Here is a 12,707-nt window from a genome sequence, read left to right as displayed (position 1 = left end):
GCAAGCTTGACCCCATGACGCTGATCCTCCGCTCGGCCATCCTCAACGACATCGGTCTGGTCCGGACCAACAACGAGGACTCCGCCCTCGCCGGCGAGCGCCTCGTCGCGGTGGCCGACGGCATGGGTGGGCTGCCCGCCGGCGAGGTGGCCAGTGAGATCGTCATCCGGATCCTCGACGAGCTGGTCCCGCCGACCACACCGGATGCCGCCGCCGAGGCGCTGCGCGCCGTGGTGAGCACCGCCAACCAGCGCATCCACTCGGCGATCACCGCCGATCCCGCGCGCGACGGCATGGGTACGACGCTGACCGCCGCCCTGCTCGCCGGGGACACGCTGGTGCTGGCCCAGGTTGGTGACTCCCGCTGCTATCTGCTCCGGGACGGCCAACTGCGCCAGCTGACCCGGGACGACACGTTCGTGCAGGCGCTGGTCGACCAGGGCGCCCTCACCCCCGACCAGGCTCGCCACCACCCACAGCGCTCGCTGGTGACCCGGGCGGTGCAGGGCGCCGACGCGCCGCCGACGATGGGCGCGGTGACCGTGGCCGCCGGAGACCGGCTGCTGCTGTGCAGCGACGGGCTCTCCGACTACGTGGCCGACGATGCGATCGCCGCCACTCTGGGGCTGCACGCCGACCGCCACCAGTGCGGCGAGCAGTTGGTGAAGCTCGCCCACCAGGCCGGCGCGCCGGACAACGTGACCGTCGTGATCTCCGACGTCGTCGCCGGCTGAGCCGCACCGGCGTCGATCTGCCGGCCCACCGCCCGTGCTCGGTGCACGGCGCGGTGCGGCCAGGTCGCCGTACTAGGTAGTTGTGCTATCTAGATAGCGACACTAGGGTTCGGCGGGTGGATTCCGACCGTCGGGGGCAGTGGCTGCGCGGGGTGCTCGACCTCTGCGTCCTCGCCCTGCTGCGCGACGGCGAGTCCTACGGCTACCAGCTCGCCCAGTCGCTCGACGCCGCGGGCGTCGGGCCGATCCAGGGCGGCACGCTCTACCCGGTGCTGCTGCGGCTGCAACGCACCGGGCTGGTCACCGCGCGGTGGCGGGAGGGCGGCTCCGGTCCGGCCCGCAAGTACTACCAACTCACCGACGAGGGGCGAGCGGCGCTGCAGCACGGCGGCAACGCCTGGTTGGCGTTCGTGGCCCCGGTGACCGGCATCGTCACGAAGGGGGTCGACGGGTGAATGTCGACGACTGGCTGCGGGCGTTCGCGGCCGAGCTGCACCAGCGCCGGGTGGGCGTCGACACCGCCCGACACGTCGTCGCCGAGGCGGCCACCCACCTGCGCGAGGGCGGCGGCGATCCGTGGCTGGTCTTCGGCTCGCCGCAGGCGTACGCCGCCGCGATCGTGGAGAGCGTAGGCATCGCGCCCGGCCCGCGTCCCGGCCCCGTCCGGCTGCACGCCGCGGGCATCACCAAGCGGTACGGCCGGCGCGTCGTGCTGCGTGACGCGTCGCTGACCGTACGGGCCGGACAGATCGCCGCAGTGGTCGGCGCGAACGGCTGTGGCAAGAGCACCTTCCTGCGGATCTGCGCCGGCCTGGTCTCACCGGACGCCGGTGAGGTGACCGTCTCGGGTCGGCTCGGCTACTGTCCGCAGCAGGGCGGCACGGCCGACTTCCTGCTGCCCGACGAGCACTTCGTGCTGGTGGGTGCCGGTCAGGGGCTGACACGGGGACCGGCCCGGCAGGCTGGCCGCGCGGCGGCCCGACACCTCGGCTGGGACGCCGAGAACGGCGTACTCGCCCGGCACCTCTCCGGCGGCACGCGGCAGAAGCTGAACCTCACCATGTCCACCCTGACCGAGCCGGACGTGCTGCTGCTCGACGAGCCGTACCAGGGCTTCGACCAGGGCAGCTACGTCAACCTGTGGGACCAGTTGACCCGGCTGCGCGACGAGGGCCGGGCCATTGTCGTGGTGACCCACCTGCTCAACCAGCTCGACCGGGTCGACATGGTGCTCGACCTGACCCCCGCCCATCAGGGAGGCCGATCGTGAACCGGCTGGTCACCGTCGCCGAGATGACGCTGCGGGAGCTGGCGCGCCGTCGGGGCGTACTCCTGCTGCTGCTGTTGATGCCGTTGACCTTCTGGCTGATCCGGCGCGACTCCTACGTCGGGCAGTCGGTACGCGCGCTGCTGCTCGGCATCAGCTGGGCGGTCAGCACCGCGGCGCTCTTCGCCACCAGCGCGGCCCGCGAACTGGAGCCCCGCCTCCGGCTGGCCGGCTACCGGCCGTACCACCTCTACGTCGGACGGATGCTCGGCCTGTGGGCGCTGGGGCTGGCCATCGCGGTGCCGTTCTTCCTGCTCACCGTCGTGGACGCGAACAATCTGCGGTACGGCGGGATCGCCGTGGCGATGCTCTGCTGTGTGGCCGTGGCCGCGCCGTTCGGCATGCTGATCGGTGCCCTGCTCCCCCGCGAACTGGAGGGCACCCTGCTGCTGCTCACCGTGGTGGCGATGCAGATGCTGCTCGATCCGGCCGACGCGGGCGCGAAGCTGACCCCGTTCTGGTCCAGCCGGGAGATCGGCACCTGGGCGGTGGACCACACCGACGACGGCTACCTCACCCGGGGCATCCTGCACGGGCTGGTGGTCACCGTGCTGCTGATCGTGACGGTGGCGGGTGTCTTCGGGGTCCGACTGCGCCGCCGACGGCACCTGCACCACATACCGATCGCCTGATCCCAAGATTCGCCGCCCACGGCAGGTTGGGATCTTTGACAGAGGACCTAGCATCACGGGGTGCGCCTCAGATCCCTCACCGCCGTGGTCGCAGCCGGCGTCGCCGTCGCCGTCCTGACCGCGTGCAGTCCGTCGGTGCCGCGCGCCGACCCGCGTAGCGGCCAGGCACCCTACAGCGGTACCGATCCGGCCGCCTCGGAACCGGCCGGAGACCCGGCGGCCTCCGCACCGCCGGGTGGGGTCGAGCAGGGACCGGACGGGCAGGCCACCGCCCCGGCCCGCACCGGCCTGGGCAGCAGCCCCGAGGGCGATGGCAGCTCCACCCGGCCCGGCACCTCCCAGGGCGTACCCGACGCCGGCAACCCGACCGGCCAGGTCGCCGTACCGGCGGCGGCGCGGGCGGTCGACACGTCGAAGCCGACCCGTACCGTCGGCAACGGCACCGCCGCCAGCTGCACCTCCGCCGCCGTCGTCCGGGCCGTCGCGGCCGGCGGAATCATCACCTTCGACTGCGGGCCCGACCCGGTGACCATCCGGATGACCGCGACCGCCAAGGTGCGCAACGCCAACGGACCGAAGGTGGTGCTCGACGGCGGCGGCAAGGTCACCCTCAGCGGGCAGGGCAAGCGGCGCATCCTCTACATGAACACCTGCGACGCCCTGCAGGGCTGGACCACCTCGCACTGCGACAACCAGGATCACCCCCAGCTGACCGTGCAGAACCTGACCTTCGCCGACGGCGACGCCACCGGCCAGCGCACCGAGGGCGGCGGCGGTGGCGCGATCTTCGTGCGGGGCGGCCGGTTCAAGGTGGTCAACTCGCGCTTCGTCGGCAACCGCTGCGACCGTACCGGCCCGGACCTGGGCGGGGCCGCGATCCGGGTCCTCGACCAGCACGACGACCAGCCGGTGTACGTCGTCAACAGCACCTTCACCGGCGGCTCCTGCGCGAACGGCGGCGCGCTGAGCAGCATCGGCGTCTCGTGGGTGGTGCTCAACAGCGTGCTGCGCGACAACGCGGCGGTCGGCGAGGGCGCCAACCCGGCCCGTTCCGGCACGCCTGGCGGCGGCAGCGGCGGGGCGATCTACTGCGACGGCAACGAGTTCTCGGTACGCATCGCCGGCACGACCATCGAGGGCAACGACGCGAAGGAGGGCGGTGGCGCGATCTTCTTCGTCAGCAACAACCGCACCGGCACCCTGCGCATCGAGAACTCGACCCTGCGCCGCAACCCCAGCCACGGCTTCCAGACCCACCCCGGCATCTTCTTCCAGGGCTCCGGCAAGCCCACCTTCACCGCCTCCACCATCCGCTGACCCTGTTGCGCACCCTGTCCTGGTTGATCAAGAAGTTTGCGTCATCGTCGGGGGCGGTTTCCCGACCGAGACCTCTTGGTCAACAAGGGTGGGGGTCAGTAGGGGTTGCCCTCGCCGGCCGGGAAGGTGGGTGCGATGGACAGTGGCGGGCTGATGGTACCGGCGCGCTCGGCCATGCCGATGAAGAGTTCCCGCAGCGCGCTGACCGCGTCGACGCTCGGACGCCAACGCAGCTCGGTCTCGGCCCGTTCGCTGGACATCAGCGGCGCGTTGAGCGCCAGCTCCACCCAGCCGGCGTCGACCGGTTGCAGCCGGGCCCGCCAGGTCAGCGCCGCCGCCGCCCGCAGCACCGGGGCGGCCACCGGCACCGTCCAGCCATGGAAGTGCCGGGCCACCAGCTCGGGAGTCAGCACCGGGTCCGCGGCGACGTTGAAGGCGCCGCGGGCGTCACCCATGATCGCCCGGGCGTACGCGTCAGCCACATCGTCGGCGTGCACCACCTGCATCCGTAGCCGCCGGTTCGTCGGCACCAGCGGCAGCCGACCGAACCGCAGCAGCCGCACCGGCGCCAGCGGGCCGAGGAAGTAGCGGCTGATCTCGGTGCCGGCCTCCCGCTGGAAGATCAACCCGGGTCGCATCCGCACCAGTCGCAACTCCGGATGGCTCCGCTCGATGCCGTCGAGCATCTCCTCCACCGTCGCCTTGTCCCGGCTGTACGACGACCCGGGCACCCCGGTGGCCGGCCAGCGCTCGCTGATCGGCGAGTCCTTCGGACCGGGCGCGTAGGTACCGACCGACGAGGCGTACACCAACGCCGGCACCCCGGCCCGCAGCACCGCGTCGATCACCGCCCGACTGCCCCCGACGTTGGTCCGGCGCAACACGTGCTGGTCGTGGCTGGGCTGGATCTGCCAGGCCAGGTGCACCACCACGTCGGCACCGGCGAAGATGCCGGCAAGCTCGTCCGCCGCGCCCGCCAGGCCGATGTCGCAGGAGTGCCACCGCACCGCGTCGTACGGCTCACCCGCCCCCTCCGGCGGCAACCGTCGCGCCACCCCGACGATCTCCACGTCGCGCTCGCGCCGCAACCGGCGCAGCAGCGCCGAACCGACGTTCCCGCTCGCTCCCACGACCACGATCCGCATGCCCGGTCCGTACCCGGTCAGCCGCTTTCCAAGCGCGGCGGCCAGGCCCTCCTCACCGGGCGAGCAGCGCACCGATCAGGCAGGCGAAGGCGGTGACCGAGCTGACCGTCCGGACCATGTTCCAGCGCACCCAGGGCACCTCGAACCACCCCCGTACCGCCGACAGGTCGGTGATCCCGTCGACCGGCCCGGCGGCCTCCAACCGGTTGTTGAGCGGCACGTTGCACCGCCCCGTAACCCCGAGCATGATCAAATGACCGACCAGCGCCGCGAGGAGCCAGCCGAGCACCGCGCCGCCGGTGCCAAAATGCCCGACGACGGCCACCACCACGAGCAGCGGCCCACCGAGAAACGCCGACAGGAACCAGCCGTTGATGATCTTCCGATTGATCGACTGCATCGTGCCGATCAGCGTCCGAGCGTCGGTCGCGGCCAGACCCGGCATCACCGAGCAGGCGTACGCGAAGAACAGCCCCGCCACCAGCCCGGTGGTCAGCGTCGCCCCGGCCAGGACGGCGACGAGGACGGATTCCGGCATGCGAACCTCCAGACGGCATCGGACCCGACCGATCCTGCCAGCCGACGTCCACCCCTGCCCGGACCCGCCGCCCAGGCATCGACGCCGACCCCCGGAAGCCGCGAGGCCGCTCCCGCCGGTGTCCGGTAACCTGAGCGCGCGGGCCGCTAGCTCAATGGCAGAGCTGTGGACTTTTAATCCATAGGTTCAGGGTTCGAGTCCCTGGCGGCCCACTCTCTTGCAGCTCAGCGGCCCTTTATGGGGTCGCTGTCCTTGTCAGCACGGCTCGTACAGCAGCGAAGTACGGCATCAACCAGGAGCAAGGCAGAGACTCTGAGGTACAGTTTTCTGTACTTGCCCTGGAGGTGGTCATGCGGACCGTGAACTTCACCCAGCTACGCCAGAACCTGGCCGCCGAACTCGACAGCGTCATCGACGACGCCGAGGAAGTGGTGGTGACCCGGTCTGGCCACGAGCCGGTGGTGATCGTGTCGCTCGCCGAGTACGAGTCGATGAAGGAAACCGAATACCTCCTGCGCAGCCCGAGCAACGCCGCTGCCCTTCGCCGATCGATCGCGGAGCTTGAGCAGGGCGACACGGCCGAGCGGGAGCTGATCGACCCGGACGCCGGGCGGGACGCTGCGTGAGGCTGGTCTTCACCGCGACAGCATGGAGCCAGTACCTCAGCCACACCGATCGCAAGCTGGTCAAGCGCATCAACGACCTGATCGCGGACGTGATGCGCAACGGGTACGAGGGCATCGGCAAGCCGGAGCCCTTGCGGGGAGAGTTGTCCGGCTTCTGGTCCCGCCGAATCGATCGCGAACACCGGCTCGTCTACCGGATCACCAAGGACGACGTCGAGATCGTCGCCTGCCGATACCACTACGGCGACCGATAGCGGACCGGCTGGAAGCGGGAGCGTCGGCCGTCCGACCGAGTCCGTAGGTCCGTCAGCGCGGCAGCGATCGCCTCGCCGTATGTGGGTGCCAGAGGGTTGGGCGCGACGTGCTTGAGCGCCTGCCAGTCGGCGATCGGCTCGGCCGGCACGTCGAGTTGGGCGCGGTAGTCCAGCTCCACGGCCCCGAAGCCCGCAGCCACCGCCCAGCCGATGAGGTCGCGTTCGTCGAAGTCGACCATCGGCCGCACGGCTTCCTCGGTGCCGGCCCGCTACACGTCGCGAACTTTGGCGAGCAAGTCGTCACCGGCGAGCCGTACCGGCCGAACAGCTCGTTGGGGCGGTGCTGTAGGGGAAAGCGGTTGATGGACTCGAAGATGGAGAGTCGTCCGCCCGGCCGCAGGACCCGGAAGAATTCGGCGAACGCGGCGGCCTTGCGGTCGCTAGCCAGGAGGACCGACGGAAGCGCCGAGCGTTAGTAGCCTGACGTGTTTCGTAGCGAGAGGTGGGGTCTGCCCGGTGAACTGGATGGGGCTGCGTAGGTCGGTTGCGGCGGCGACCGTACTCATGGTGACAGGGTGCGGTTCTTCGACGGCCCGTACAGCCGATCGGTCAGCGGGCGAAACGAAACCCTCCACAACCCAGGCGACGAGCTCGGCCACGCCCGCGGAGCCGGTTTCCCCGGAGGTGCCGGCGACCGGTGGGCCCGGCTACTCGGCCACGCTGTCCGCCCGCCTGCTGTCCACGGACTCGGTGCCGTCCGGCTTCACTGTGGACATCGCGACCGTCATGCCGCCGGAGGCCGGACAGCAACGCCCACGCGTCGACACGTCCTGCTCGGACAGCATGATCCCGCTGCTGTCGGCCACACAGCTGACCGTGACTCCGTCAGCGATGGCCGCCGCAACGGTCAGCTATGACGCGGGCCCCGACGGCCTCTGGGTGGGGAACGAAGTCATCAGGACCTACGCTGGTGACGGTGCGCAACAAGCCCTGGCCGACCTGCGAACCATCATCCGCCGTTGCCCCACCGTCGTCGTGTCGTCCGGCCCTGGTGCCGGCGACAGGTACCGCTTTGGCATGACGCCAGGGCCGCGGCTCGGCGACGACAGCATTCGCCTCGGCTGCCGTAGGACGTCCGGTTCTGGGACGCTGGAATGCGGCAGCATACTTGTCCGGATCGGAACCACTTTGGTGGTCGTTCAGGAGCAGGGCAACAAACCCGGCGGCGACAGACACCTCACCCAGCTCGCCGAAGCCGCGCTCCGCCGATACCAGGAGACCGGCTCCTGAATCACCTTTCCGACCGTTGGCGTTCGCATCGCCGCTACGTGTGGGCCATCAGTGCGCCCCGCCGGGGGCCGGGACGGCATGCTCGGCGGCCCGGCTGACCTGCTCCCAGCCCGCCCAGGTCTCCATCCGCCGGCGCGAGATGTCGAACGCGAGGTCGTAGACCATGCTCCCGAGCAGGAGCCGCAGCGGCGGGTCGTCGCTGTCGACCAGTTTGAGCAGCGCCTCGGCGGCCAGCCGGGGCTCACTGTCGATCGAGCCTTCCGCCCACTGTCGCTCCAGTTCGGCGCGCAACGGCCCGTAGGCGTCGATGGGACTGGTGGAGGTCATGCTGGTGTACAGGTCGGTCCAGTAGCCGCCGGGCTGCACGATGCTGACCTTGACGCCGAAGGCCGCCGCCTCCATCGCCAGGGCCTCGCTCATGCCTTCGAGAGCGAACTTGCTGGCGCTGTACATGCCGGTGCTCGGGAAGCCGCCGAGTGCGGCGATGCTGGAGATCTGCACGATGTGGCCGGCGCGTCGGGCGCGCAGGTGCGGCAGCACGGCCTGGCTGACCCAGAGCGCCCCGAAGACGTTGACCTCGAACTGGCGGCGCGCCTCAGCCTCGGTGAACTCTTCGATCATTCCCATGGACATGGTGCCGGCGTTGTTGACGACGATGTCGAGGTGGCCGAAGTGCTCGACCGCGGTGCTCACGGCGGCGAGGACCGCCGCCCGGTCGGTGACGTCGAGCGGTAGGGCGAGCAGCCGGTCGCCGTACCGCTCATCGAAGTCGTCCCGGGTGACGGTCCGCGCGGCCGCGACCACCTGGTCGCCACGTTCGAGCGCCGCGACAACGAACGCCCGGCCCAGGCCACGGCTGGCGCCGGTGATGAACCAGGTACGCGGAGTGGTGCTGGCGGAGCTACGCATGTATGACCCCTCAATAGCTGCGAGACGGAACGGTCCGTCTCGCTTCGATCCAGAGGCTAGACCTCCTCCACTCACCCGTCAAGACGAGACGGTCCGTCTCACCTTGGTAGGCTGGGCGTATGACGGCACAGCGCGGCGCGACGCCCAGCACGGCACGCCGAAACGAGGCCTCGCGACGGGCGATCCTCACCGCGGCGTTCGATCTGCTCCAGGAGGTCGGGTACGCCAAGCTCAGCATCGAGGGCATCGCCGCGCGTGCCGGCGTCGGCAAGCAGACCATCTACCGCTGGTGGCCGTCCAAGGGGGCGGTCATCTTCGACGCCTTCCTCATGCTCAGTGAGGGTGCGGAGGGTGCGCCCCCGGCGCTGCCCGACACCGGCGACCTGGCCGCCGACCTGACGGCGGTGCTGCGCGCCACGGTCGACGAGTTGAACGATCCCCGGTACGACCAGCCGATGCGCGCGCTGGCCACCGAGATCGCGCACGACCCCGAGCTGGCGGCCGCCTACGCCGAACGGCTCGACGGGCCATTGAAGGAGGCCAAGCGGCAACGGCTGCGCAGCGCACAACGGGCCGGGCAGCTCGCCGAGGATCTCGACCTCGACGTGGCCGTGGAGATGATCTGGGGACCGGTGCTCAACCGGTGGCTGCACCGTGCGGGGCCGCTCACCGTCGAGTACACCGACCGCGTCGTCACCACCGCCCTCGACGGCCTACGCCCACGCCCGTCCGGCCACTGAGCCGGCGTCGGTGTTGAGCGGCGCTCAGCCGGCCAGGTTGGCGTAGCGGCCGTTGCGGTCCAGCAGGCTGTGGTGGTCGCCGGCCTCGACGACCCGGCCGTGGTCGAGCACCGCGATCTGGTCCGCGTCGCGGACGGTGGAGAGCCGGTGCGCGATGGTGACCGTGGTACGCCCCTCGGCGAGCACGTCGAACGCCCGCTGCACGGCCCGTTCGGTCTCGGTGTCCAGCGCGCTGGTGGCCTCGTCGAGGACCAGGATGCGCGGGTCGCGCAGCAGCGTACGCGCGATGGCCAGCCGCTGCTTCTCGCCGCCGGAGAACCGGTGGCCGCGCGAGCCGACCATGGTGTCGTACCCGTCGGGGAGCCCGGCGATCAGGTCGTGGATCTGCGCGGCGCGGGCGGCGTCCTCGATCTCCGCGTCGGTCGCGTCCGGGCGGGCGTAGCGGAGGTTCTCCCGGACGGTGGTGTGCAGCAGGTACGTCTCCTGGCTGACCACGCCGACGATCGTGGCCAGGTCGGCCAGGCGCAGGTCCCGCAGGTCGACGCCGTCGATGGTGACGCGGCCCGCGGTCGGGTCGTACAGCCGGCTGACCAGCCCGGCGAGGGTGCTCTTGCCGGAGCCGGTCTCGCCGACCAGAGCGAGGCTGGTGCCGGCGGGCACGTCGAGGGTGATCCCGGCGAGCGCGGCGGTGTCGTTGCCCGGGTAGGTGAAGGTCACGTCGTCCAGGCGCAGGTGTCCGCGTACCCGGGCGGGGTCGAGCCGGACCGGTTCGGCGGGGTCGGCCACGTCGACCGGCAGATCGAGGTATTCGAAGATCCGGGCGAACAGCGCCAGCGACGCGGCGAGTGAGACACCCACGTTGAGCAGCCCCATCAGCGGCCGGAACAGGCCACTCTGGAGGGCGGTGAACGCGACCAGGGTGCCGATGCTCAGCGTGCCGGCGGTGCCGGGCAGGCCGGCGGCGAGGTAGATGACCGCCGGTACGGCGGCGAAGATGATGCTCATCGAGGCCATCCGCCAGCGGCCGGCCAGTTCGCTGCGCAGCTCCAGGTCGACCAGCCGGGCCGACGAGGCGGTGAACCGGTCGACCAGTGCCGGTCCGGTGCCCAGCGTCTTGGCGAGCTGCACGCCACTGATCGACAGCCCCTCCTCGACGGTGACGTTGAGGTCGGCGAGTTCGCGCTGGCGTTGGGCGGTGATCTCGCGCCGCATCCGGGCGACGCGGCGGGTCAGCCAGATCGCCGGCGGCAGCACGACCAACGAGACCAGCGAGAGTTGCCAGGAGAGGGCCAGCATGGCGACCGCGGTCGCGACCACGGTGGTGAGGTTGGACGCGACGGCGGTGGCGGTGGAGGTGACCACCGTCTGCATGCCACCGATGTCGTTGGTGATGCGGGACTGCACCTCGCCGGTGCGGGTACGGGTGAAGAAGCCGAGTGACTGCCGCTGGAGATGGCGGAAGACGTCGGTACGCAGCCGGTGCATGACCCGCTGCCCGACCTGGGTGGAGATCCAGGTCTGCACGACGCCGAGGGCGGCGGTCACGGCGGCCACGGCGACCATGCCGAGGACCAGCCAGACCAGCAGGGTCACGTCGCCCTGCGGCAGGGCACGGTCGATCACCGTGCGCAGCAGGAACGGGTTGGCCATCGCGATGACCGAGGAGACCACGATGATCGCGGTGACGGCGGCCAGGGCGGGCCGGTGGGGCGTGAAGAGGCGACCGATGCGGCGCAGCGACACCTGGCGGGCCTGCGTCTTCTCTTCGGCGGTGAGGGTGCGGTGGCCGCGCTCGCGGCCCAACGGGATGGGTTCCAAGTGGCACTGCCTTTCGGTCGGGGATCGGAGACATGCTGAGGTTACCTCATCATGAGGTAACAACCGCACTGACTGGTACGGTATTCCCGTGACCGAACACATCGCCGACGGCGCTGGCGACGAGAGCCTGGCGGAGACGTTCTGGGCGGTGGAGTCCCGACTGCGGCGGCAGATCCGGGAGTCGCTCGCGCCATGGGACGTCACCCCGAGCCAGTCCCGGGCGCTCGGGGTGCTGGCGAGGCACGGCGAGGTACGCCCGGGCACGCTGGCCGAGCACCTGCGCATCGCACCCCGCTCGGCCACCGAGGTCGTCGACGACCTTCAGGCCCGTGGGCTGGTCAGCCGCCGACCCGACCCGGCCGACCGGCGGGCCACCCTGGTCGCGCTCACCGAGGAGGGCCGCCAGGTCAGCGCCGCCATCCGGACGGCCCGCCGGGACGAGGCGGACCGCTTCTTCGGCCATCTCGATGCCGCCGACCGGGCCGAGCTGGCCCGCATCCTGCGTACGCTCATCGTCTGAGCCGAGCGCAGCCGGGCGTGCCGCTCGCGGTCGGAGCCCGGCCGGTCAGCGGCCCGATGACGCCACGCTGAGGCCACGTTCGAAGACCGCCCGCCGGGCGAGGATGTACGCAGCGTCGTTGAGGTACTGGATGTGGTGTCCGTCGGCGAGGTGGCCGGCGAAGGCGGCGCTGCCGGCGGCCGCCTGGGCGTGCATGAAGTCGACCAGCGCGTGCAGCCGCGCGACGGTGACGTCGACCAACGCCGCCCGTGCCCGGTCGTCCAGCCCGTAGCGGTCGCAGAACGTCCGCAACCGCGCGGCCTGCTCCTCGGTGCTGCCGAAACCGTCGGCGTTTCCCGGCGCGGTCATCGGCACCCACCGGTACGCCGCGTAGGCGACATCCCAGATCCGGGGGCCGGGTTGGGCGTGGTCGAAGTCGATGATGCCGACGACCCGGTCACCGTCGAGCACGCAGTTGTGCGGTGCGTAGTCGCCGTGGCAGATGACCTCGACGGGCTCGGTCGGCGCGACCTGCCAACCGGCGCGTGGCGCCCGCCGGGCGTACTCGACCGTCGCGTCGTGGTACGCCCTGAGCAGCGCAGCCGCGCTCTCCAGCGCCTCGGCCGAGCGCGCCGCTGCGGTGGGCGGATAGTTCGACACCTCGCCGGGCAGGAAGTCGAGGATCTCGAAGCCCGGCTCACTGGTGTCGCGTACCCGTGGCGTCGCCGCGAAGCCCTGCGCGGCCAGGTGCCGCAGCAGTTCGTGGACGCGGATCGACCAGGGACCGGTGGGGCGGCGGACCGTGTCACCGATCCGGACGACCTCGTTGACGCCCCCGCCCGTCAGCGTCTCCCGCTCGACCATCCACCCACCCCCGC

Annotated in this window: 16 protein-coding genes and 1 tRNA gene; 11 read left to right on the top strand and 6 right to left on the bottom strand. The window is 71.0% G+C overall.

Annotation, left to right across the window (positions count from 1 at the left end):
• The first annotated feature begins 14 nt into the window (after positions 1-14).
• From SM447_RS05440 to SM447_RS05420, 5 genes are all read left to right on the top strand, one after another.
• Entirely contained in the window at positions 15-734 is a 720-nt protein-coding gene (locus SM447_RS05440) for a PP2C family protein-serine/threonine phosphatase (protein WP_474571607.1), read from the top strand.
• Positions 735-850: 116 nt separating this feature from the next.
• On the top strand, positions 851-1,189 hold the full coding sequence (locus SM447_RS05435; protein ID WP_474571606.1) for a PadR family transcriptional regulator: 339 nt from the start codon (positions 851-853) through the stop codon (positions 1,187-1,189).
• Complete coding sequence (locus tag SM447_RS05430) at positions 1,186-2,004, top strand: ATP-binding cassette domain-containing protein (RefSeq protein ID WP_474571605.1); 819 nt, start codon at positions 1,186-1,188, stop codon at positions 2,002-2,004. Before SM447_RS05435 ends, SM447_RS05430 begins: the two co-directional genes overlap by 4 nt.
• A complete protein-coding gene (locus tag SM447_RS05425; RefSeq protein ID WP_474571604.1) occupies positions 2,001-2,693 on the top strand; it encodes an ABC transporter permease in 693 nt (230 codons plus the stop codon). Before SM447_RS05430 ends, SM447_RS05425 begins: the two co-directional genes overlap by 4 nt.
• Before the next feature lie 60 nt (positions 2,694-2,753).
• A complete protein-coding gene (locus SM447_RS05420; protein ID WP_474571603.1) occupies positions 2,754-4,010 on the top strand; it encodes a hypothetical protein in 1,257 nt (418 codons plus the stop codon).
• Between the two features lie 95 nt (positions 4,011-4,105).
• Here SM447_RS05420 and SM447_RS05415 read toward each other — a convergent pair whose 3' ends face one another.
• Positions 4,106-5,155, bottom strand: a complete 1,050-nt coding sequence (locus SM447_RS05415; protein WP_474571602.1) for an NAD-dependent epimerase/dehydratase family protein — start codon at positions 5,153-5,155, stop codon at positions 4,106-4,108.
• Between the two features lie 52 nt (positions 5,156-5,207).
• Complete coding sequence (locus SM447_RS05410) at positions 5,208-5,693, bottom strand: anthrone oxygenase family protein (protein WP_474571601.1); 486 nt, start codon at positions 5,691-5,693, stop codon at positions 5,208-5,210.
• A 140-nt stretch (positions 5,694-5,833) separates the two neighbouring features.
• Here SM447_RS05410 and SM447_RS05405 point away from each other — a divergent pair.
• The 3 genes from SM447_RS05405 (at position 5,834) to SM447_RS05395 (ending at position 6,573) form a co-directional block, all read left to right on the top strand.
• Positions 5,834-5,905 (top strand) — tRNA-Lys (locus tag SM447_RS05405).
• A gap of 138 nt (positions 5,906-6,043) precedes the next feature.
• Positions 6,044-6,319: a type II toxin-antitoxin system Phd/YefM family antitoxin gene (locus SM447_RS05400; protein WP_474571600.1), complete on the top strand. Its 276-nt coding sequence runs from the start codon at positions 6,044-6,046 to the stop codon at positions 6,317-6,319.
• On the top strand, positions 6,316-6,573 hold the full coding sequence (locus tag SM447_RS05395; protein WP_474571599.1) for a Txe/YoeB family addiction module toxin: 258 nt from the start codon (positions 6,316-6,318) through the stop codon (positions 6,571-6,573). Before SM447_RS05400 ends, SM447_RS05395 begins: the two co-directional genes overlap by 4 nt.
• Here the strand turns inward: SM447_RS05395 and SM447_RS05390 are convergent.
• Positions 6,558-6,812 carry a hypothetical protein gene (locus tag SM447_RS05390; RefSeq protein WP_474571598.1) on the bottom strand — a complete coding sequence of 85 codons (255 nt, stop codon included), beginning with the start codon at positions 6,810-6,812 and terminating at the stop codon, positions 6,558-6,560. The genes SM447_RS05395 and SM447_RS05390 overlap by 16 nt on opposite strands.
• A gap of 277 nt (positions 6,813-7,089) precedes the next feature.
• On the opposite strand from SM447_RS05390, the gene SM447_RS05385 reads away from it, so the two are divergent.
• Entirely contained in the window at positions 7,090-7,863 is a 774-nt protein-coding gene (locus SM447_RS05385; protein WP_474571597.1) for a hypothetical protein, read from the top strand.
• A gap of 48 nt (positions 7,864-7,911) precedes the next feature.
• Here the strand turns inward: SM447_RS05385 and SM447_RS05380 are convergent, their stop codons facing one another.
• Positions 7,912-8,772, bottom strand: a complete 861-nt coding sequence (locus tag SM447_RS05380) for an SDR family oxidoreductase (RefSeq protein ID WP_474571596.1) — start codon at positions 8,770-8,772, stop codon at positions 7,912-7,914.
• A 119-nt stretch (positions 8,773-8,891) separates the two neighbouring features.
• Between SM447_RS05380 and SM447_RS05375 the strand changes: the two genes are divergently transcribed.
• Positions 8,892-9,512: a TetR/AcrR family transcriptional regulator gene (locus SM447_RS05375; protein WP_474571595.1), complete on the top strand. Its 621-nt coding sequence runs from the start codon at positions 8,892-8,894 to the stop codon at positions 9,510-9,512.
• Between the two features lie 24 nt (positions 9,513-9,536).
• On the opposite strand, the gene SM447_RS05370 is transcribed toward SM447_RS05375, so the two are convergent.
• Positions 9,537-11,330 carry an ABC transporter ATP-binding protein gene (locus SM447_RS05370; RefSeq protein ID WP_474571594.1) on the bottom strand — a complete coding sequence of 598 codons (1,794 nt, stop codon included), beginning with the start codon at positions 11,328-11,330 and terminating at the stop codon, positions 9,537-9,539.
• Between the two features lie 88 nt (positions 11,331-11,418).
• Here SM447_RS05370 and SM447_RS05365 point away from each other — a divergent pair, with 88 nt between their 5' ends.
• Positions 11,419-11,850 (top strand): MarR family winged helix-turn-helix transcriptional regulator, encoded by a 432-nt coding sequence (locus SM447_RS05365; RefSeq protein ID WP_474571593.1) that lies wholly within the window; start codon positions 11,419-11,421, stop codon positions 11,848-11,850.
• A gap of 45 nt (positions 11,851-11,895) precedes the next feature.
• Here the strand turns inward: SM447_RS05365 and SM447_RS05360 are convergent, their stop codons facing one another.
• On the bottom strand, positions 11,896-12,693 hold the full coding sequence (locus SM447_RS05360; RefSeq protein ID WP_474571592.1) for an aminoglycoside phosphotransferase family protein: 798 nt from the start codon (positions 12,691-12,693) through the stop codon (positions 11,896-11,898).
• Positions 12,694-12,707 lie beyond the last annotated feature (14 nt).

It is taken from the genome of Micromonospora aridisoli, from assembly GCF_056150025.1.
The sequence above is the reverse complement of the archived record's forward strand: the minus strand, read 5'-3'. Positions and strand labels throughout refer to the sequence as shown.

Bases quoted from the DNA above. Each gene is read 5' to 3' on its own strand.
- SM447_RS05390 (WP_474571598.1), bottom strand. From the start codon at position 6,812: ATGGTCGACTTCGACGAACGCGACCTCATCGGCTGGGCGGTGGCTGCG.
- SM447_RS05410 (WP_474571601.1), bottom strand. From the start codon at position 5,693: ATGCCGGAATCCGTCCTCGTCGCCGTCCTGGCCGGGGCGACGCTGACC.
- SM447_RS05440 (WP_474571607.1), top strand. From the start codon at position 15: ATGACGCTGATCCTCCGCTCGGCCATCCTCAACGACATCGGTCTGGTC.
- SM447_RS05415 (WP_474571602.1), bottom strand. From the start codon at position 5,155: ATGCGGATCGTGGTCGTGGGAGCGAGCGGGAACGTCGGTTCGGCGCTG.
- SM447_RS05380 (WP_474571596.1), bottom strand. From the start codon at position 8,772: ATGCGTAGCTCCGCCAGCACCACTCCGCGTACCTGGTTCATCACCGGC.
- SM447_RS05360 (WP_474571592.1), bottom strand. From the start codon at position 12,693: ATGGTCGAGCGGGAGACGCTGACGGGCGGGGGCGTCAACGAGGTCGTC.
- SM447_RS05400 (WP_474571600.1), top strand. From the start codon at position 6,044: ATGCGGACCGTGAACTTCACCCAGCTACGCCAGAACCTGGCCGCCGAA.
- SM447_RS05375 (WP_474571595.1), top strand. From the start codon at position 8,892: ATGACGGCACAGCGCGGCGCGACGCCCAGCACGGCACGCCGAAACGAG.